The 19,080-nt window shown below is 69.4% G+C and carries 15 protein-coding genes and 3 pseudogenes; 8 read left to right on the top strand and 10 right to left on the bottom strand.

The window, feature by feature from the left end:
- Window positions 1-267: 267 nt before the first annotated feature.
- From SGFS_RS03170 to SGFS_RS03155, 4 genes are all read left to right on the top strand, one after another.
- Entirely contained in the window at window positions 268-1,971 is a 1,704-nt protein-coding gene (locus SGFS_RS03170) for a SpoIIE family protein phosphatase (RefSeq protein WP_286247420.1), read from the top strand.
- A gap of 293 nt (window positions 1,972-2,264) precedes the next feature.
- A complete protein-coding gene (locus tag SGFS_RS03165) occupies window positions 2,265-2,405 on the top strand; it encodes a hypothetical protein (protein ID WP_286247418.1) in 141 nt (46 codons plus the stop codon).
- A 48-nt stretch (window positions 2,406-2,453) separates the two neighbouring features.
- The gene (locus SGFS_RS03160) at window positions 2,454-3,143 is read left to right on the top strand and encodes a hypothetical protein (RefSeq protein ID WP_286247413.1); all 690 of its coding nucleotides are present in this window, start codon (window positions 2,454-2,456) and stop codon (window positions 3,141-3,143) included.
- A gap of 274 nt (window positions 3,144-3,417) precedes the next feature.
- The gene (locus SGFS_RS03155) at window positions 3,418-4,011 is read left to right on the top strand and encodes an isochorismatase family protein (protein ID WP_286259763.1); all 594 of its coding nucleotides are present in this window, start codon (window positions 3,418-3,420) and stop codon (window positions 4,009-4,011) included.
- A 194-nt stretch (window positions 4,012-4,205) separates the two neighbouring features.
- On the opposite strand, the gene SGFS_RS03150 is transcribed toward SGFS_RS03155, so the two are convergent.
- A complete protein-coding gene (locus SGFS_RS03150; RefSeq protein ID WP_286247410.1) occupies window positions 4,206-4,943 on the bottom strand; it encodes a VOC family protein in 738 nt (245 codons plus the stop codon).
- 135 nt (window positions 4,944-5,078) lie between these two features.
- Here SGFS_RS03150 and SGFS_RS03145 point away from each other — a divergent pair, with 135 nt between their 5' ends.
- Both SGFS_RS03145 and SGFS_RS51735 read left to right on the top strand, forming a co-directional pair.
- Complete coding sequence (locus tag SGFS_RS03145; protein ID WP_286260447.1) at window positions 5,079-5,504, top strand: hypothetical protein; 426 nt, start codon at window positions 5,079-5,081, stop codon at window positions 5,502-5,504.
- A gap of 644 nt (window positions 5,505-6,148) precedes the next feature.
- Window positions 6,149-6,576: pseudogene (locus SGFS_RS51735) on the top strand (ISAzo13-like element transposase-related protein); the annotation flags it as partial.
- Here the strand turns inward: SGFS_RS51735 and SGFS_RS03135 are convergent.
- The 5 genes and pseudogenes from SGFS_RS03135 to SGFS_RS03110 form a co-directional block, all read right to left on the bottom strand.
- The gene (locus SGFS_RS03135) at window positions 6,472-7,971 is read right to left on the bottom strand and encodes an MFS transporter (protein ID WP_434026090.1); all 1,500 of its coding nucleotides are present in this window, start codon (window positions 7,969-7,971) and stop codon (window positions 6,472-6,474) included. The pseudogene SGFS_RS51735 and the gene SGFS_RS03135 overlap by 105 nt on opposite strands.
- A 432-nt stretch (window positions 7,972-8,403) precedes the next feature.
- Entirely contained in the window at window positions 8,404-9,144 is a 741-nt protein-coding gene (locus SGFS_RS03125) for a hypothetical protein (protein WP_286247408.1), read from the bottom strand.
- 637 nt (window positions 9,145-9,781) lie between these two features.
- Window positions 9,782-10,188, bottom strand: a pseudogene (locus SGFS_RS03120) (transposase); the annotation flags it as partial.
- Between the two features lie 640 nt (window positions 10,189-10,828).
- Window positions 10,829-11,428 (bottom strand): hypothetical protein, encoded by a 600-nt coding sequence (locus SGFS_RS03115; RefSeq protein WP_286247407.1) that lies wholly within the window; start codon window positions 11,426-11,428, stop codon window positions 10,829-10,831.
- A gap of 143 nt (window positions 11,429-11,571) precedes the next feature.
- Window positions 11,572-11,697: a hypothetical protein gene (locus SGFS_RS03110; protein WP_286247406.1), complete on the bottom strand. Its 126-nt coding sequence runs from the start codon at window positions 11,695-11,697 to the stop codon at window positions 11,572-11,574.
- Between the two features lie 66 nt (window positions 11,698-11,763).
- On the opposite strand from SGFS_RS03110, the gene SGFS_RS03105 reads away from it, so the two are divergent.
- Entirely contained in the window at window positions 11,764-11,937 is a 174-nt protein-coding gene (locus SGFS_RS03105; protein WP_286247405.1) for a hypothetical protein, read from the top strand.
- A gap of 359 nt (window positions 11,938-12,296) precedes the next feature.
- Here SGFS_RS03105 and SGFS_RS03100 read toward each other — a convergent pair whose 3' ends face one another.
- The 4 genes and pseudogenes from SGFS_RS03100 to paaI form a co-directional block, all read right to left on the bottom strand.
- The gene (locus SGFS_RS03100) at window positions 12,297-15,296 is read right to left on the bottom strand and encodes a helix-turn-helix transcriptional regulator (protein WP_434028178.1); all 3,000 of its coding nucleotides are present in this window, start codon (window positions 15,294-15,296) and stop codon (window positions 12,297-12,299) included.
- A gap of 254 nt (window positions 15,297-15,550) precedes the next feature.
- Window positions 15,551-16,164: pseudogene (locus SGFS_RS03095) on the bottom strand (TetR/AcrR family transcriptional regulator); the annotation flags it as partial.
- A gap of 25 nt (window positions 16,165-16,189) precedes the next feature.
- On the bottom strand, window positions 16,190-17,536 hold the full coding sequence (paaK, locus tag SGFS_RS03090; RefSeq protein WP_286247403.1) for a phenylacetate--CoA ligase PaaK: 1,347 nt from the start codon (window positions 17,534-17,536) through the stop codon (window positions 16,190-16,192).
- Window positions 17,533-17,970, bottom strand: coding sequence for a hydroxyphenylacetyl-CoA thioesterase PaaI (gene paaI, locus SGFS_RS03085; protein WP_434028177.1), 438 nt, complete (start codon window positions 17,968-17,970; stop codon window positions 17,533-17,535). The genes paaK and paaI overlap by 4 nt, the downstream gene beginning before the upstream one ends.
- A 131-nt stretch (window positions 17,971-18,101) precedes the next feature.
- Between paaI and SGFS_RS03080 the strand changes: the two genes are divergently transcribed.
- Window positions 18,102-18,926, top strand: a complete 825-nt coding sequence (locus tag SGFS_RS03080; protein WP_434026086.1) for an aldehyde dehydrogenase family protein — start codon at window positions 18,102-18,104, stop codon at window positions 18,924-18,926.
- The last annotated feature ends 154 nt before the right edge of the window (window positions 18,927-19,080 follow it).

Raw genomic sequence — 19,080 nt, 5'->3', positions numbered from 1 at the left:
CGCCTTATCCCCGCGCAGGTCTCGGTCCCGGGGTGAACAGGAGGCCGTGCAGGGTCCGGGCCAGGACCTCGAGCCATCCATCACCGTATGCCCTTTGCGATTGTGTCGCCAACGCCCAACGGGGCTCTGCCGGCCTCTGACGTGCATGCCCCGCATTTAACGCGCGTGGAGGAAGCTCACCTCACCGCGAGAGGTCTCTCCATCGACGGGGTATGGATTGGCTCCAGTGAAGACAGCGAGAGGGAACCTGTGAACGGTGAGGGCCCCATGCCGCAGTGGCACATTCCGGAAGGTGATGGCTTTCCGGAAGGTGATGGCTTTCCGGCGCGTCAGCTTGTAGAGGGGACGCTGGCCCCCGTCGTCGTTCTCGACGCGCGGCTGCGCCATCTGTACGTCAACCCGGCATGGGTCAAGGCCAGTGGCGTGCCCGCCGCCGCGTTCCTGGGACGAACGCTCGGGGAAGTGCTGCCGGACCTCCAGCGCCCGGACGACGTCCTGTTCGAGGTACTCGCGGACGGGCAGCCCCGGGAGGCAACCATCTCAGGAACGACGGAAGTCCCCTCGCCGCTGGGGCAAAGGCTCTGGCGAGCGGTCTATCACCGGGTGGATCTGCCGGAAGGGGATGTGTGTCTGTGCGGGATCGGCGTGGAGATCAGTAACCTGCGCCGCTATCTGGACGACCTGGAGACCGCGCATCAGCGGCTTGCCCTGCTGGATGCCGCAGCCACGCGCGTCGGCACCACACTCGACATCGAAACCACGTGCCAGGAACTGGTCGACCTCTTGGCCCCCTCGCTGGTCGACATGGCCGCGGTGGGAATCGTCGAGGAGGAGTTCACCAGTGCTCCTCCGCCTCCTCCGGGCTTTCTGCGGCTGCGCAAGGTGAGGGGTTCAGCGCCCCCTGGAATGGAATGGCTGCTGCATCAGCTGGGCGGACCAGGACCGTACGTCGACGTTCCCCGGGGCGTCGCCACCCGGCATTGCTTGGACAGCGGGCGGCTCTGGCTGGGCAACCTGGCCTCGGACGAGCTGTTCCAGAAGGTGACCGTAGACCCCGAACGAACCAAACTCTTCCGTGCGGCCGGCATCCACTCGCTCCTCATCGCTCCCCTGATCACTACAGGCCGACCGGTCGGCGTCACCCTTCTGGGGCGGGCCGGAGCATCGCAGCCCTTCAACGACGACGACCTCGTGACGATCCAGGCGCTGGCCGACCGTGCCGCCCTCTCCATCGAAAGCGCGCGCCGTTACAGCTACGAACACACCATGGCGCTGGAACTCCAGCGGGCTCTGCTGTCCGAACCCAGAACCCCCCACCCCGCCGTGGAAGTGGCCGCCCGCTACATCCCCTCCGGCCGCAGCGTCCTCGTCGGTGGCGACTGGTACGACTCGATCCCCCTGACGGACTCCCGCACCTTGCTGGTCATGGGCGATGTGATGGGCCACGGCTTCCAGGCCGCTGTCGCCATGAGCCAGTACCGCTCCCTGCTACGCACCATTGCCGCTTCCGGCACGAGCGTCGACAAGATCCTCGGCGAGTTCGACCGCCAGGTGGCGCAGCTCGGCCTCGACCGCCTCGCCACCTGCCTTCTCGCGATCATGGATCCCCGAGCGGGCACCTGCACGGCGGCCAGCGCCGGGCACCTACCACCGGCCGCCCTACGACCAGACGGCAGCATCGAGATCGTGTGGCTCCCGGCCGGCCCGCCCATCGGCACCGGACTCGGAGGCTACGAATCGTTCACCGTACGAATGGACCACGGCACCACGCTGCTGCTCTACACCGACGGGCTGGTGGAACGCCGCGGTACTGACATCGACGTCTCGGTGCAAGCGCTTGAGTCGCTGAGCCTGTCAGCGGACGGCCCTCTGGACGACATGCTCGACACGTTCCTGGCCCGCCTCGCCAACGGTGCCTACGAGGACGACGTCGCGATCCTCGCCGCCCGCCAGCGCGCCGAGAATGAGTGACCCGCATCTCAGCGGGCGGCAGGAGGCGCCCCTGAAGTGGCCGAGGCCCGGCTACGCGGTCAGGAGTACCTGCTCAAGCGGCGGATGTTCCGGCGGATGTCGACCGGCCAGGTGACCGAGCGGGACCGCAGGACCAACGGCCCGGAGGCCTGGACGCAGTTCTCCTACCCGACCCCTGTCATCGCTGGGAGTGGGACGTGGGCACTTTGGCCCTCGCCGCGCTCACCGCTGCCCGGGCCGACGCACTTTCGCGGCGTGCCGCCGTCCGGATGATGAGGTGGCCACGGTGACCGATGACGGTGAACGAGACCGTGATTGCGATGATCCGTCCGAAGCCCGGCCTGGACCTGGTGGCCGGTGAGCCGGCCGAAGACGCCGCGGCCGCCCGGGCCTGTGTGGCCGCGCCCGACGGGATTGGCGCCATCACCTCCTAGGCCACCGAAGTCGCCCTCCCGGCGACGGGCGCGTGGAAGAACCCGGGCGTGGGATGTGCGTGGGCCGACATCGTCCTCATCGGGCCGGAGGCCGGGCTGGCGCTGTTGTTCGTCGAGGCCGACGACCGCACCGAGGAAGCCCCGGTCATCGCCTTGAAGTTCGATAAGTACATGGGCCACTTCCGCCGCAAGGTGAAGGACAGCGACGGCCAGGACAAGCCGATGTGGCGCACCCGTTGGAGTGCGCGCGATCCCCGGTGGGGCGACGCGTCGCACCGGCCGGTCCTGCTCGTCTTTCACCAGGTCGGCAAGCGGACCGCATGGAAGGAGATGGAGCGGGTCGCCGAACTCACCCGCGAGCACTGTCAGGGCGACTGGAACAGCTGGGGTGGCTTCCACTCCTGCGGTGCGAAGATGCGGATCGTGGCGACGACGCTGGAGCGGCTGCGGGAGCACGGGGTGGCGGGCCCGCGTTCCGGCGCTTCGGCCGGGAGGACCGCCAGAACCTCTGGGACGCGATCGGCAACCCTCGCCGGGATGCCACCCTCGCCCGCCGCGCCGAAGCCGCGCGGCGCCGCCAAGCGCAGGAAGCAGCCGAACGCGAGGCCCAGTGCCCGGTGTGCGGGGACTGCGGGACCAAGTTCACCGACGGCCGGTGGAAGGCCGGCACCGCGGTCGAATGGGGCCGCGGGGACAGCCACCCGTACCTGTGCGACGACTGCAAGGCCCGGGCGCTAGAAGCATCGCAGAACCGACCTGCCCAACCCGCCGCAGCTGGCCGGCGGGGCCTCTGGCTGACGGGGCCTCTGGCCGGCGCCGCCGCGTCGCCGGTGCGGTGACACCAGACAGAGGGCACCGGCTCTGAGCGCGGTATGGCCTTCGACGAATGCGAATCGTTCCTGCGGTGAAGACCATGGGCCGTGTGGGTGAACGCAGCCGCCTATGTCCCCGGGGGCGTGCGAGGGCCGGTAGAACGCAGGGGGGTGTTCCGTCGTGATGAAGGGTGGCCATGGTGAGCCGAGGCTTGATCGTCGTGGACGTGCAGAACGACTTCTGTGAAGGAGGCAGTATCCCCGTACAGGGCGGTGCGCGGATCGCTACCAAGATCGCCGACCTGGTGGAGCAGACCGCGGGCCGTGACTACCAGTACATCGTCGCCACCCGCGACCACCACATCGACCCGGGAGGTCACTTCTCCGAGACCCCGGACTTCAAGGACAGCTTCCCCGTCCACTGCGTGGCAGGAAACGAAGGCAGCGAATTCCACCCCCACTTCGCCCCCGCCGTCACCGGCGGAAAGGTCGACGCCGTCTTCTACAAAGGCGCCCACAGCGCATCCAAGAGCGGCTTCGAAGGAGCCGACGAAGAAGGAACCCCCCTCGCGGACTGGCTGCGCACCCACGGGGTCGACGACGTCGACGTGGTGGGCATCGCCACGGACCACTGCGTTCGTGCCACTGCGCTGGACGCGGTGAAGGCCGGCTTCCGCGCACGGGTACGCCTGGACTACTCCGTCGGAGTCGCACCCGACACGACAGCCGCAGCCGTGGACGACTTCCACCAGGCAGGTATCGCCGTATCCGGCGAGGCACCCCTACCGCAGTAGTCCCCGCACCAGGCCTGGCCCGGACCGGAGCGAACTGTGGTGCGCCCTGCCGCCGAGAAACAGTGACAGGGCGCACTTCTAGGGCTTTCCTGCCGTATGCGTGGGGCAGGCTGTCGTGAGTTGGTGGCCGGGGAGGGCGGGGCCCGGCGCCGCGCGCTGGCGCACCGCCATGAGGGCGCGGACGGACTTCCGCGTCAGCCCCGGCCGAGGACGCAGAACTCGTTCCCCGCCGGGTCGGCCAGGACGACCCAGGAGACGTCACCCTGACCCACGTCCGCCCGTATCGCGCCGAGGCCCTCGAGCCGGGCGACCTCCCTCGCCTGATCCTCGACGGGGTCGGACATCACGTCGAGATGGACGCGGGTCCATACGACCTCGTCGTCGGGCGTACGGCGGAACTCCAAGTACGGCCCGACACCCTTGACGGAGCGCAGCAGGGCGCGGTCGTCGGTCAGCTCGTGGACGGTCCAGTCGATTGCTTCGCCCCAGAACCGGGCCATGGTTCTTGGGTCGGCGCAGTCGACAACCACGGCGGCTATCGGCCCGGTGTCCCGGTAGAGCTCTCGGGGCTCCAGGACGCTGAACACGTTGCCTTCCGGGTCGGCCATCACCGTCCACGGCGCGTCGCCCGGGCCCACATCGGCGGGCGTCGCCCCGAGCTCCTTCAGACGTGCGACCAACTCCGCCTGATGGGCGTCGGAGGTGGTGGCGAGCTCGATGTGCACGCGGTACTTCACCGTCTCCGGGTCCGGGACGCGGACGAGATCGATGCAGACGGCGGACGGGTCCGGCCAGTCGAAGCCCACGGGTTCCAGGTTGGTGACGCCGGGCCCTTCGCTGGAAAGACCCCAGCCGAGCACCTCCGCCCAGAACCGGCCGAGCGCCGAGTCGTCCCGGGCCTTGAAGTTCACCTGAACAAGTTGCAGCGTCATGCCGCGTACTTTAGGTGATCCACAATCGGGCAGGCGTACGAATTCAGGCTCGCTGACCCTGACCCTGACCCCGGGCCAGGTCGCGCCGCGCGTAGCGTCGACCACGGCAGGTCAGCGCCTGCGATGGGCGTGTGCGTGCGACGCGTGGATACGCGGGCCATCGAGGCGGCATGCCCGGCCGGACAGGACGAGCGCGAGCACCAGGAGCAGCAGGAGGCGCCGCCCGCGTCGAAGGCCGACGGTTGGCTCGGACGCTTCCGTGCCAGACCCGGCCAAGCCTTCCCAGCCGGTCCGGGGCTTGCCCAGGAGTTCCTGGGCAAGCCCTCGTTGTCGGTGGCGGCTGGGAGGCTGGACGGCATGGACAGCGACGATGAGCAGCTGCTGCGCGGCCGGGTCTACGGCCACGACGCGGACGACCCCCACCCCGGCCCACGCCCCGGCCGCGCCTACGCCGAACTGGTCGGCGGTCCGCTGGATGGCCTGTTGTTCGACATCACCGGCTGTACGCAGGACGGGATCGACACCCACATCCCACCCCGCTTGGGCTCGTGCGTGGTCTGACCACATGGACCTGTCGCGGGTCAGCGCAGGCGTACCACGGTGACGACCGTGTGCCGGGTGGTGCCCGCCACGACCTCCACCACGGCATCGCCCCCGGCGGGCGTGTGGGAGTCGTCGGCCTTCGTGAACGCGCGCCCAGTCTGGGGACCAGGCGCAGGGCGACGACGGAGGAGAGAGCCGTGGTCAGCCGCTGGGACAGCGCCACACGTCCGGAACGGGAGGCGCCCGTGCTCCGGCCGACGGTGTGCGGCGGTGGTGGCCCACCTTGGCTACGGCGATCACCATCGGGGCGTCGGCGTACCGTCCGGATCCAGGCCGTACGGCCAAAGCCTTTCGAGTACCCGCCTCGTGCCCAAGTCGCTCAGAACGTACGTCGCCGTGGTCGGCGGCCTGCCGGTAGGGGGCCACGGCACCCTACCGGTCCCCGGCCTGCGCCCGCATCGGCCGAGGGACAGCCATCCCTTCTCCCTGGCAAACCGCCGGTTGAAGACAATCATCAACAGCCGGACGGGACTTATGGAGCGCCCGGTGCCGCGAGAGTGGCACGCCGGGGTGCGGGAAGCGGCCCGGAGAAAGGGCTCGGTCGAAAGACGAGACCGCGCTCTGGGCCGACTTCACCACAGGCGGTTCTCCCACGTCACCTCCACATCACCATGAACTGGCGTGGAAGGCCTCTGACCACACATGGAGTCATCGTCGAGAGCATCGTTGCGACTGCCGCCAAACCGGCCTGACAGTGCACGCCGAACTCGACACCAACCCGTACCCCACCGGCATCCAGATCAGTGACGACGAGATCGCCGCCCTGCCGATCACCCGGCACCGCTTCCACGGCGACTGGAACTGCACCCCCCAACCCCCAGCATCCGCTGGACGTGACGGCGATCAACAGCGCCCCAGGCCAGGCCCCGGCGAACAGACCGCCTTGCCTCAGGCGGGCGTTCGCTGCAGGACCCTGAACGGCAACTCAAAACCTCCTCAGCCGCCGGGTCGTAGATCCACCGGCGGCGTGGCCCGAGGCGCCATCGCCGTACGTACCGTTATCGGGCTCCGCGACCGGCTTTCCCACTGAGCGCTGAGGCGTAGCGGCTGCGGGTCGGCGCAGAGCGAGCGCCGCCAAGGCTGCGATCCCGGCGGCCGCCGCAGCCGCTGTCCAGCCGTGACGGAACCCGGTAAGTACAGCGTGGGCGGTGCGGGGTTCACCGAGGAGAGTGACTGTGACCGCGACGCCCAGTACGGAACCTGTCTGGCGGGCCATCGTGGTGATGGCCGACCCGGTGGCGAAGCGGTGCGGCGGGAGAGCTGCGGCGGCCGCGCCAACCAGGGTCGGCAGGGCGAAGCCCACTCCGATGCCGGTGATCAGCATGCCGGGGAGGAACGCGGTCGAGTACTGCGGATCCCTACCGAGTGCGAGAACCCACCAGACGAGACCTCCGGCGAACAGCAGGCAACCGAGTGCGGCCGTCCGTCCCGCGCCAAATCGCTGCACGACCGGTCCCAGGGTCATGGCGAGCACGGGTACGACCAGCGGTCCCGGTGCGATCGCCAGGCCCGTCTGGATCGCCGAGTAGTTCCAGACCTGCTGGCACCACAGCACGGAGGTGAGCAGCATCGCGGCAAAGGCAACGGTGAAGAGCAGCGCCGCGACGGTGGCGGCGGTGAAGGCAGGGATGCGCAGCAGAGGCAGTTCGACGACCGGCGCGGCGTGGCGCGCCGACCGCAGCCAGAAGGCCGCGCCGAGAACGACCACGGCGGCGAGTGCGCCGACGACACCGGGCGAACTCCAGCCCCAGGCATCGGCCTTGACCAGACCGAGAGCCAGCGCGCCGATCCCGAGGGTGAGCAGGGCAGCCCCCACGAGGTCCGGCAGCGGTCCTTCGCGGTCCGGGCGGGGGTCGGGCAGCAGCCGCGCTCCGGCTACCAGACCGGCCAGGCCGACCGGCACATTGACGAGGAACACCCAGCGCCAGTCGGCCTCGACGAGCAGTCCACCGGCCACAGGCCCCAGACCGGCCGCTACACCGCCGATGGCCGCCCATCCCCGGATGGCCCGGGGGCGGCGTTCGGGCGGGGTGTTGTCGAGCAGCAGCGCGAGCGATGTCGGCATGAGGGCGGCGGCTCCGGCGGCCTGCAGCGCCCGGGCGGCGATCAGCCAGCCGGCACCGGGGGCGACGGCGCAGAGTGCGGAGGCAGCGGTGAAGAGCGCGAGTCCGAGGAGGAAGCCGCGGCGGTGTCCGTACCGGTCGGCGAGCCGGCCGGCCACGACGAGCAGCGCGGCGAAGATGATCGCGTAGGCGTTGAGTACCCAGGACAGCGAGGCGAGCGAGGTACCGTCGAAGGAGCTGCTGAGGGCGGGGACCGCCACATTTACGATGAACAGGTCCAGGTTCACTACGAAGACGCCGACCGAGACGATCCAGACGGTGGCCCGCCCGAAAGCTAGTGAGTTTGAATCTCCAACTATCACGAGCGGCAACGTAGCCTGGCGAGTTTGAAATGCCAACCCTGTCCGCATGGGCGGTCATGATGTGGTCGCATTGCGCGGTCGCCCCTGTTCCGACGCCCCTGTTCCGCCGCCGCTGGGCTCCACGTGGTGGGCGAGAAGTGGGCGCTGCTCGCGGTGCGCGAACTCTTCTGGGGCAACCACCGTTTCGAGGCGATCGTCCGCAACACCGGTGCGCCGCAGAGGGGTTCGGTGGGCCCGCGGACTCGTGCACCGCAACCCCCGTACCCTGCTGACCTTGGCAGATCGCCTCTTGAAGTGACATCCGTGAAACCGCGTAGTCCACGCGACCACGCGACCACGCGACCATGCGGATTCGGTGCCCTGCCTCGGTGACGGCCATGTGGGTCGGGTTCTGCCGAGGTGCGCGGTGCGGCCCGATACGGCGGTGCCCAATCAGGCCCTGACTCGCACATCTTTGCGGACTTTGGCGGTCAGATCGGCGGCGTCCTCCAGCGACATGGAGTTCCAAGAGACGGCGCCGAGCGAGACCGGGTCGTACGACGTGACATAGCTGAGCGTGCTGTGGTCACCCCAGATGCAGAACGCGTATGTCTTTGTCACCACGTCGATGGTCTCGGTCTGCTGGCATTTCATGATGCCGTTCTCGAAGTCGGATGGCTTGAACTCCTTCAGGCTGCCTACGAGTTTGCCGTGGCCGGAATCCTTCTCCGACTGCGCCTTCAGCTTGGCGTACATCGCGTCGACGGCCCTCTCCGGATCGTCGATGGTGCCGTAGAAGCCCGAGACCGTCACGGCGATCGTGGTGATGCCCGATTCCGTGGTGTAGACGGCAGTGACGTCCCTGGGGTCATGGACCCCCCACGACTCGAATTCCTTGATCTCATTCTCCGTCAGCGAGTCGCTCTGGGCGCTGACCCTCTTGTACCTCCCGTCGAGGATCGTCCGGGGCGCCGACAGTTTGTGCGCCCCGTCATCGGCGATGTGCGAGTCGCCCGATCCACCGATGGTGAAGAACACACCCATACCGATGACGGCGAGCACCGCGATTGAGCCGATGAAGATGCCGGCCTTTCTCTTGCCGCCGCCCGGCGCTGGGGTCTGCGGCGGAACCCCCTGCGGTGCCTCGGCCTGCTGGAGTTGCCCGCCGCATGGGGCCGGCTGGTTGTCGCTCATCTCTGGCTCTCCTCCCAGATGGTCGCAGAGAGGTTCGCCGGGCCCGCGGACTCGTGCACCGCAAACCCCCGGTACCTGGCTGACGCTGGCCTATCGCCCCTTGAAGCTGCATCCGTGGAACCACGTAGTGCGCCACTGGAGTGTCAGCCACATTCGCGGCCGGCGGGCCGTACGCCTTGCCTTGGCCCTGCCCCTGCGCTGGGCAACCGGACGTGCTTCACGGAGTGGCCGGAGCCGGATGAAACCAGCTGCGCTTCTGGCGGGCGACCGGACGGCAGGTGTTCCGGGACCGTGCGTGGGGGGGGTGCCCCTGTCTCCTTGGCCAAGGTGGATGGGTTCTGCTTCAGGGCGTCTGGAACGATGTGCCGCATGGATGTTGATGATCAGACGGTGGCAGTGGGCGGGGGCGGACGAGAGTGGACGGGCGTGGTGAGCCAGCGCCTCCGTTGCTGCGTTTGTGGTGGGCCGACTGATGGTTCCGAGGATTACGTGCTCGTCGAACTGACGGCACCGTTCGCCGACACTCGCCAATGGTTCGGTGCGCATGCGGAGCACCTGGACTCCGTCCTTGCGGAGGGGTTCTCCGTGGAGGTTCACAAGATGTAGGGGTTTCGCTCGCAGACGGGTCTGGTTGCCTTCAGCCCGCTCCGGGTGCCTGGGGTTCGTGGAAGATTCCGTCGTGGGGCATGGCGAAGAGGACGTCGGCCCGGCGGCGGGCGGGGCACAGCAGGGCTTGGGTGTGGTGCTTGCCTTGGGTGATCTTCTTGTCGTACTGGGCCCGCGATGCCGGGTCGCTGAGGGCGGTGAACGCGGAGGGACGGAAGCGCTCTTGAGCTGCTTGTTTCCTCGCCTGGATGGCTGTTCGCCGTGGATCGACGAGCCTGAACTGCGGGTCGCGGGGGTGAGGCCGGTGTGGGCGGCGAGGTGGTGGGTGGTGGGGAAGGTGGTGCCGTCGCCGACCTCGATGAGGATCCGTGCTCCGGTCCTGACGCCGATTCCCGGCATGGACGTCAGGACTTTGGAAAGAGGGTGGGCCTCCGGGAGTTCCTCGGAGCACCCGCTCCGGGGACGGATGGATGTGGGTCAGCGGGCCATGGAGCAGGTTGGTGACCCTGGTGGCCTCGCCGGCCGGGTCGTCGTCGCGTCCGACGATCATCTCCAGCTTGGCGATCGTGTTCGCCCTTGCCGACGTCCAGGCCGAGGAAGACGTCGATGCCGCCGGTGTCGATCACGTGCAGGCCCCTGCGCTCAGGCTCGTCCGGCCTGCCACGGCAACGAGCTGCCACATCCATGTTACGGAGAGCTCTTCCGGCCGGGGTGAAGCCGGTGCTCAAGCCCCACATCAGCGGTCCGTCGATGCCTCCGGGCCCGGTGACACCACCCCCCCGGATCATCAACAACACGGGAGGGGAAGTCATGCCGGACCCGAAGGCCGGAGGCCCCGTTGCGGAGCCACGAAGAAGGTAATGGGGGGTGTGCCGACGGCCTGTTGGCCGCGGCCGAGCACGGCGATGACGGTACGTTCTGGGCCGTTCCGGCCGACTTCGACTCCTCCCTCGCCATTACCCAGTTGGGCTACGCCCACAGTGTCGCCGTCTTCCTGCTCGAAGCAGGACTGGCCACGGCCGGGGGACTGCCTGGACGCGGCCCGCAGCGCGGGCGAGACCCTGGCGCCACCTTGTACTCAGAGGACCGGGAAGACCAGCGCGAAGAAGAGCCAGAGCAGCACTGCCCAGAACAGCGCCGCGACCATGGAGACAAGCAGGGAGCTGCGCCACTTCAGTACCAGGAACGGAAACATGGCCAAGGCGGCCCAGAAACCTCCTACGCCGATGGACATGTGGGCAGCCTCACTGAGTGTTCTTGCCCGGCCTGCCGCGAGAAGGCGCAGCAGCCGCTGCGAGACGAATCCGTACAGGCCGAACACCACGGGAAAGAACCACAGCGGCGTGTAGGTGACCAGCTGAGACTCCGACAGTTCGTTGAACAGCACCAGGTAGATGAGGGCGGCCCCTGCCAGGCCGCCCAGCAGGAGTATGGCGTAAAGGACATTCAAAGCGGCCGGTTCCGGGGCACCGGCGGGCACAGGGACAGCAGAGGCGTACGGCACCTCCGGCGGTGGCACGGGAACCACCCGGTGGCAGTGGGGGCAGCGCACGTCCTGACCCACCCGGTAGCTCGGCACCGCCAGCAAGTGTCCGCATGAGGCTTGGAACTCGAGCGGTTGTCCCATGTTCACGAGTGGTGTCTCCTCGGGGATGTCCTGCATGACGCCGGTGGTCATGCAACGGCTCCGGTGCCACAGGGCAGGCTGCGCCGCACGCGAAGCACGATACTCAGTTGTCGCGGCGTCGAATTGCCGGAGCCGCAGCCCAGATGCCTCGTGGGCCGGCGCTCAGGCCACCTCGCGGCGTGCCGGTGGGCCGTTCAGGGAAAGCCGTTGTGGGTGTAGTACAGAATTTGGGCGATGCCCAGCAGCAGCGCGAACCAGATCCACGCGTTGCGCACTTCGTCCTCCCGACGGTCACGGTCTGTGATCCGAGGGTGCCGCATCGGCGAGAGCGGGCCATCGGGGAAAACACGTAATCCGCTACGTATTTGGTCCGCGGGGCAGCGGGCATGACTGCGGCCGGGCCGGAGCCGCAGGGCCATGTCGACCGGCTGATCCCAGAGGCCGACCCGGACGGCGCGCAAGCCGTCGGCCGCGGCAAGGAGCGAGCCCTGGTCGCCCTGGCACCCTCCATTCATTTCCTCAGAGCGCCGGCCGTGCCAGGCAGACCCGACGGCTGGTGAGCCGGCTCAACCAACTCGGCCACCCGGTCACTCTTCAGCCGGTCGAGGTCGCCTGACTTGCGGCAACGGACAACACGCGGGGATTTTGTTGGCGGCGCGCCACGTCGTCGGTCTGGTGCGCGAGAACGTCCAGTGGGAGCACAACGGCGAGCTGTTCTTCTCCGGGGAGGTGGAGTCGTGCGTCAACGGCCGGTCCCTGGCGCTCGGAGCCTACTTCGGCATGGACGTCGCGCGGGTCGTCGAGCGACCCCTTGGCCAGCAGATGGCCGACGGTGGGTGGAACTGCGAGGTGGAACTGCTAGGTGGAAAGCGAGCAGGACCCCACCCCACCCCGGCCAAACCGGCCAGCAAGTTCATGCTCAGCGGTCGTTTCGTTCCAACGAGCGGTGGTTCGGGGTTGGTTCGGACCGTCGGTCGAGGGCGGCGCGTGTCGCGAGGCTCGCCAGTGCTGAACGGGAAGGCAATTCGGTCTTGCGGTAGATGGCCGACAGGTGGCTCTCGACCGTGCGGCAGCTGATGTACAACTTCGTCGCGATGGCCTGGTTGCTCAGCCCTTGCGCGACGAGTTCGGTTATCTCCCTTTCCCGTTTGGTCAGTTGGTCGAGCTCTGTCGGTGTGCGCAGGGGTTCTTCCGTGCGTGTTGGTTTTTCGGTGAGTCGGTCCAGTTCCGTCGGCCTACGCGAGGCTTCCACGTCTTGTGGCCGCACGACCGCGGCCAGGTCGGACAGCAGACGTGCGCCGCCGTCGTCGGCGAGACGGCGGGCCCGCTCCCACATCGCGGCGGCGCGCGGGGCGTCGCCCGCGGCCTGTGCCTGGGGAGTAGCCAGGAGCATGGAGTACGCCTCCCAGAGCGTCGCACCGGAGGGTGCGTACGCCTGCGCGGCGCGCTCGAAGAGGCGGGCGGCCGCGCGGGTGTCGCCCCGATGCTGGGCGAGCGCCGCTTCGGCGCGCAGTGCCGCCCCCAGCTGACCGCGCAGACCCATCCGTTCGGCCTCCGCGAGGGCCCGTGCAGCCCAGCGCGCCGCCTGATCGGTGTTGCCGACTGCGAGGGCGGTGTTGACGAGGGTTTCCAGCTGGCCGGGGCGGATCGAGGGCTGCAGGTCCAGCAGTTCGGGACCGCCCGCTGTCAGGATGGCGTTCTGTGCCCGGTGCGGGTCACCGCTCACGAGGGCCGTGTGGCCGAGCACGCATCTGGCCAGCGAGGCCCACCAGTGTCTGCTTCCGCCGGCCGCGGCCACGGCCTCCTGCGCCGTCCTCAGGGCTCCGGTGTCTCCCAGGGGGCTGTGCAGGAGGAGGATCAGCGCCTTGAAGCACAGCGTGAAGGCCAGGAGATCGCTGCTGCCTATGGCTCGTGCGACGGATTCCGCCTCCTCGGCCGACTCCAGGGCGGACGGCAGCCGACAGGTGGTGAGGTGTACGAAGGCCTTGGCGCTCAGCAGGTGGGGCAGGACGTGGACCTGGCCGCTGCGGCGGGCGATGTCCAGCCCGCGGTCGGCGTGGCGTTCAGCGTCGGCGTAGCGTTCGAGGAGGGCTTCCGCCCAGGCCAGCCACACCAGCGACTCGGACGCTTCCGTGAAGGTGGGATCGGTCAGACCGTCCACGAGCCCGGCGGCGGCATCGGTGAACCGGCGGGCCGCCGCGGCCTGTCCTTCGTAGGCCTCTCCCAGCGCCCCCAGCGCCAGGGCCGCCATCTCTCCCATGAGATCGCCGTGGGAGCGGGCCACAGCGAGCGTTCTCGCGATGTCGTCTCGTACGTCGGGGTAGGAGACGGTGTTCAGGGCGGCCATGCCCAGGGCGAGTCCCAGGGAGACCGCCTGGCGGGGCTCGGGACCGGGAGTGCGGACCAGTTCTCGCTGGAGCAGGGCGATCGCTTCCGGGGAGTGTCCGAGGTGGCGTTCCATCATGGCGCACAGCGCTGTCGCATCCCCGCGCAGCGATGCGTCGTCCTGCCCGGGCCCGCTGATCAGCGTGTATAGCAGATCACGGCTCTCCCGCAGGCTGCCGCCCACACCGAGCGCTCTGGCGCGGGCCAGTGTCAGCTCGCCGCGCCGCCTGGAGTATGTGGGCGTGTCCGGCATGAGCCGGAGGACGACATCCAGCAGGTGGGCGGCCGTGGCGGGTGCCGTGTGGGCGAACCGGGCGGCCGCCTCGCTCAGTACGGCGGCCGACGCGGGGTCCCATTCCACCAGCGACCTCTCCACGTGGTGGGCGCGTTCGGCGGCGGAGGCGCCGGTCCGGGCCAGTTCGTCCGCGGCGGTGCGGTGGATCTCGGCGCGGCGGGGTGCGGGGGTGTGCTCGTAGACCAACGCCCGCAGCAGCGGGTGGCGCAGGGTCCAGCGGCCGTCGGATCCCATGCGCAGCAGATCGCGCCGCGCCAGCGCACCGACGCAGTCGTCGAGTTCTGCCGCCGTGGGGGTCCCGGTCGTCAGGCTCACCATGGCGGGCGTGGCATGGTCGCCGAGGACCGCCACCGCCTGGATGGTATGGCGCTGTGCCACGGTCAGCGAGGTCAGTTCCTCCAGGAGTAGGGAGGCGAGTCCGCTCGGCACCCCGGTCACGGTGTCGTTGTGGCCCCGGACGAGGGTGCCGCGCCGCCGTGCGCCGTGCCGGTGGGCGTGCAGGAGGCAGCGGAGGTAGAGCGGGTTGCCCTCGCTGGCCTCGTAGATCTCCTTGGCGTCACGCGGTCGCAGATCCGGGGCCAGTGCCTCGATCGACTCCTGTTCGGGCAGCGGTCGCAGCGTCGTGCGCAGCACGGCTCCGCTGTCGACGCCGCGCATGAGGGCGGCGTCGAGGCGGGGCGGCGTCTGCCGTTCGCGGCGGGCCAGAACCAGAAGCACCCGCCCGCGTACAGGGTGTCGGATCATGTGGTCCAGCAGCTCCAGGGACGCGGGATCCGCCCAGTGCAGGTCGTCCAGCACCATCGCCAGCCCGCTCCGCTCCCCGAGCCTGGTCAGTACGTCCGCGACGGCTCGGTAGAGGCCGAAGCGGTCGCGGTTGCCCGTGCCCTGTGCCGCGTCCTGCACTCCGCCGGCGCCGTACAGCACCGGTGCCGCAGCCTCGGGCAAGGTGTCCGAGGCGAGAAAGGAAGGATCGACGTCGACAAACGCGTCGGTGAACGCCTGGAACGGGGTGTGCTGCTCGTATTCGGTGGCCTTGCCGCGCAGCACGGTCAGCCCACGCTGCCGCGCCCGCGCACAGAGCTCGCTGAGCAGTCGGCTCTTGCCCATGCCGGCGTCTCCGGCGACGTCGATCACGGCGGGAGCGTCGTCCTGCCCCACTCGGCCGATCACCGAGTCGAATCGTTCCAGTTCGGCAGCCCTGCCGACCAGCATCGTTGCCGTCTCGTCCAACGCCGGCACCATTGTGTTCCCATCCATCGATGTCCTACTCGGCGGGCGCCCTGGGCCTTTCGACCAGGACGCCCTGGAAGTCTGTGCGGTCGTCATCGGAGGAGGCGCGGTGCGGTGTGGCCGTGCTCGAGGTGGGAGCGGACCTGGTGCACGGCTGCGGCGGTTACCGCGGCCCTGTCGCGCGTCGAGGCCCCGGCCCACTCAGGGGCGACGAGAGCGGTGGCCGCGAGCCGCCTCCTGCCTCTACCGCATCGCGCCCGGTCACGCAGTCCGTCGAAGAGAAACGCCGTCACAGCGTCCACCAAAGCTGTGACCGGCTGTCCACCCTCCGGCCGGTACCACTCGATGAGCGAGTTGACGGTGCCGAACAGCAGCCGGGCCGCGAGATACGGATGGACGCAGGCGCGGACACCGCCCTCGAAGGCCGCACGGGCGACCGGCTCGGCCCCACGCGGTGGTCGAACTCGCGGCGCCGCTCCAGCGCCCGCCGCTCCACCGCGTTGTCGCCCCGCACCCGCAGCAGCAGGGTGACGTACGGCGGCTCGGCGACGAGCACCTCGATGCCGCGGTGCACGACGTGCTCCAGCCGGACGGTCGCCGTGGTGCCCGGGGCTCCAGCCCCGTCCACCCCGTCGAGCACGGAGAAGAGGGCGTCCAGCGCGCGGCCGACGGCGAGCTCGAGCCGTTCACCCTTGCCGGAGACATGGTGATGGACGCTCGACTTGCTCAGGCCGAGGCGTCCGGCCGGCTCCTCCATGCCCGTGCCGTCGTAGCCGCGCTCGTTGAAGACGGCGACAGCCACCTCCAGTACGGATTCGCGGTCGTAACCGGGCCGGTCACGACGGCCGACAGGGCTTTGTACAGACGTTCTACTCACCCGGACATTCTCACAAGATCAGCTGTCACGCCTGCCGGAGGTCCTTGACGCGACGGAGTTTGCCGACTGAGCGCTCCAGGGTCTCTGGATCGACGACCGCCACCTCGACGGTGACACCCACGCCGTCCTTGACGCCCTGGCCGATCGCCTTGGCGGCGGCCTCGCGCTGTTCAGGGCCGGTGCCGGGGCGGGCCTCGACACGCACGACCATGTGATCCATGCGGCCGCGCTCGGTGAGCTGGATCTGGAAGTGCGGGGCGACTCCAGGGGTGCGCAGCACGATCTCCTCGATCTGGCTGGGGAAGACGTTGACCCCACGGAGGATGATCATGTCGTCGCATCGGCCGGTGATCTTCTCGATACGGCGGAAGGCGGGCCGGGCGGTGCCGGGGAGCAGCCGGGTCAGATCGCGGGTGCGGTAGCGGATGATCGGCAGGGCCTCCTTGGTGAGGGAGGTGAAGACCAGCTCGCCCTGCTCGCCCTCGGTCAGGACCTCGTCGGTGAGCGGGTCGACGACTTCGGGGTAGAAGTGGTCCTCCCACACGTGCAGGCCGTCCTTGGTCTCCACGCACTCCTGGGCGACGCCGGGGCCGATCACCTCGGACAGGCCGTATATGTCGACGGCGTGGATGTCCAGGCGCTCCTCGATCTCGCGGCGCATCTCCTCGGTCCACGGCTCGGCGCCGAAGATGCCGACCTTCAGGGAGGTGGTGCGTGGGTCGATGCCCTGCTTCTCGAACTCGTCTAGCAGGGTGAGCATGTAGGAGGGGGTGACCATGATGATCTCGGGCTCGAAGTCCTGGATGATCTGCACCTGGCGGGCCGTCACGCCGCCGGAGGCCGGGATCACCGTGCATCCGGCGCGCTCGGCTCCGTAGTGCGCGCCAAGTCCGCCGGTGAACAGGCCGTAGCCGTAGGAGATGTGCACCTTGTGGCCGGCGCGGCCGCCGGCGGCACGGATCGAACGGGCGACCATGTCCGCCCACATGGAGAGGTCGTTGTCGGTGTAGCCCACTACCGTGGGGCGGCCGGTGGTGCCGCTGGAGGCGTGGACGCGCCGCACGTCCGCCATCGGCACGGCGAACATGCCGAAGGGGTAGGTCTCGCGCAGGTCGGCCTTGGTGGTGAAGGGGAACCGGTCCAGGTCCTCCGGCGACCGGCAGTCGTCGGGCCTCACCCCGGCCTCGTCGAACTTCTTCCGGTACAGCTCGACGTTGTCGTACGCGTGCCGCAGCGTCGATCGCAGACGGTCGAGCTGGAGTTCTCTCAGCTGTTCCCGCGACAGGCGCTCGCCGTCGTCCAGGAGGTCGTGGGGGAGTGGTTCCCCCAGGCGGGATGCGGCGGGCGCCATGGCCGTCGCCTCGCTGCTCATCGCGACTCCTTCGTGGTCGTGCTCGGCGTACTGTGCGCCGTCGTGTCCCCGGTCGAGTTCATGGTCGAGCCGGTGATGTTGCGGCTGCGTCCGCGGAACTCGGCGATCACCTCTTCGCCGCGCCGGACGCTCACGTCGTAGATGCCGCTGCGGCCGAAACGGGTGCGCTCGTCGGCGGTCGCCACGAGCACGTCGCCCTCGTACGCCGGTGCGACGAAGGTGATGTCGGCGCCCGCCGCGACGGTCACCGGTCCGTGGCTGTTGCAGGCGCAGGCGAAGGCGGTGTCGGCGAGCAGGAACACATGGCCGCCATGGGCGATCCCGTGTCCGTTCACCATCGCCGGGGTCACGGTCATGCGGAGCACGGCGGTTCCCCGGCCGTGCTCCAGCAGCTCGATGCCCAGCCCTCGGGAGGCCTCGTCCGCGGCGAACATCTCCTCAACAGGACTCAGCTGCGTGGTCCGTGTCACGATTTCCGCCACCTTATCTCCCGACCGAACATTCGGTTAGCGTGCGGCACGGCCTAGTAATCCAGCCGCACCGCTGCCTGTCAAGAGGTGGACGCATGCCCCAGAAGCTCCCTGACCGTCCGGACTTCCTCGCCCGCCACCGTGCTCTGCTCGAACAGGCGGTAGCCGCCACCGCCGGCCGGGACCACTGGACGCCGTACCCCGAGTCGCCCAGTAGGTCGGTGTACGGCGAGGGCGCCGCCAAGAGCGGAGAAGCCGCCTTCCGGGAGGCACTGGGAGGCCACTTCCGGGGAGGCCACTTTGCCCTCCCCGGCCATCCGGGGCACGGCGCGCTACCGGCGACCGAGGAGTCCCCGTACGGCTTCCCGCTGGGCGTGACCTACCTCCGGGTCGCCCCGGAGGAGGCGCTGGCCGCCGCGACGGCCGCCACCGGTCCGTGGCGCGACGCCGAGGCCGACACCCGTGCGGGGGTGGCCGCGGAGATCCTCGGTCGTCTCAACGCGGCGAGCTCCGAGATCGCGCACGCGCACGCCGTCGAGCACACCACCGGCCAGGCCTTTGTGATGGCCTTCCAGGCGGGCGGCCCGCACACCCAGGACCGCGGTCTGGGGGCGGTCGCCTACGCCTGGGCCGAGCAGGAGAGGCGTCCGGACGCGGCTCGCTGGAGCAAGCCGCGGGGCAAGGGCGGGCCGCTGGTGATCGACAAGAAGTTCACGCCCGTCGGGCGCGGGGTGGCGCTGCTGATCGCCTGCGACACCTTCCCCACCTGGAACGGCTATCCGGGCCTGTCCGCCTCCTGGTCACCGGCAATCCGGGTCGTCGTCAAGCCGCACCCGGGTGCCGTCTTGCCGCTCGCGATCACCGTGCGCATCGCCCGCGAAGTGCTGGCCGAGGCGGGCTTCGACGCCCGAACGTGGTGACCCTGGCCGCCGTGCGTCCCGACGGCCTGGCCGCCCTCGTGGTCGGTGAAACCGTCCGCCGCGCGGGGATCCCGGCCGAGGCCGTGGACGAGGTGGTCCTGGGGGCGGCAGGACCTCAGGAGCACGCGCGAGTCCTGGAGGCCGCACCCGCCTC

The sequence above is a fragment of the Streptomyces graminofaciens genome (genome assembly GCF_030294945.1).
In the GTDB taxonomy this organism is placed as follows: Bacteria; Actinomycetota; Actinomycetes; order Streptomycetales; family Streptomycetaceae; genus Streptomyces; species Streptomyces graminofaciens.
Note: the sequence above shows the minus strand (reverse complement) of the source record. Positions and strands in the feature narration are given on the sequence as shown.

Bases quoted from the DNA above. Each gene is read 5' to 3' on its own strand.
- paaI (WP_434028177.1), bottom strand. From the start codon at position 17,970: ATGTTCGCCGCGGACGAGGCCTCCCGAGGGCTGGGCATCGAGCTGCTG.
- SGFS_RS03105 (WP_286247405.1), top strand. From the start codon at position 11,764: ATGACTGCGGCCGGGCCGGAGCCGCAGGGCCATGTCGACCGGCTGATC.
- SGFS_RS03115 (WP_286247407.1), bottom strand. From the start codon at position 11,428: ATGACCACCGGCGTCATGCAGGACATCCCCGAGGAGACACCACTCGTG.
- SGFS_RS03110 (WP_286247406.1), bottom strand. From the start codon at position 11,697: ATGCGGCACCCTCGGATCACAGACCGTGACCGTCGGGAGGACGAAGTG.
- SGFS_RS03125 (WP_286247408.1), bottom strand. From the start codon at position 9,144: ATGAGCGACAACCAGCCGGCCCCATGCGGCGGGCAACTCCAGCAGGCC.
- paaK (WP_286247403.1), bottom strand. From the start codon at position 17,536: ATGAGCAGCGAGGCGACGGCCATGGCGCCCGCCGCATCCCGCCTGGGG.
- SGFS_RS03080 (WP_434026086.1), top strand. From the start codon at position 18,102: ATGCCCCAGAAGCTCCCTGACCGTCCGGACTTCCTCGCCCGCCACCGT.
- SGFS_RS03170 (WP_286247420.1), top strand. From the start codon at position 268: ATGCCGCAGTGGCACATTCCGGAAGGTGATGGCTTTCCGGAAGGTGAT.
- SGFS_RS03150 (WP_286247410.1), bottom strand. From the start codon at position 4,943: ATGACGCTGCAACTTGTTCAGGTGAACTTCAAGGCCCGGGACGACTCG.
- SGFS_RS03165 (WP_286247418.1), top strand. From the start codon at position 2,265: ATGACGGTGAACGAGACCGTGATTGCGATGATCCGTCCGAAGCCCGGC.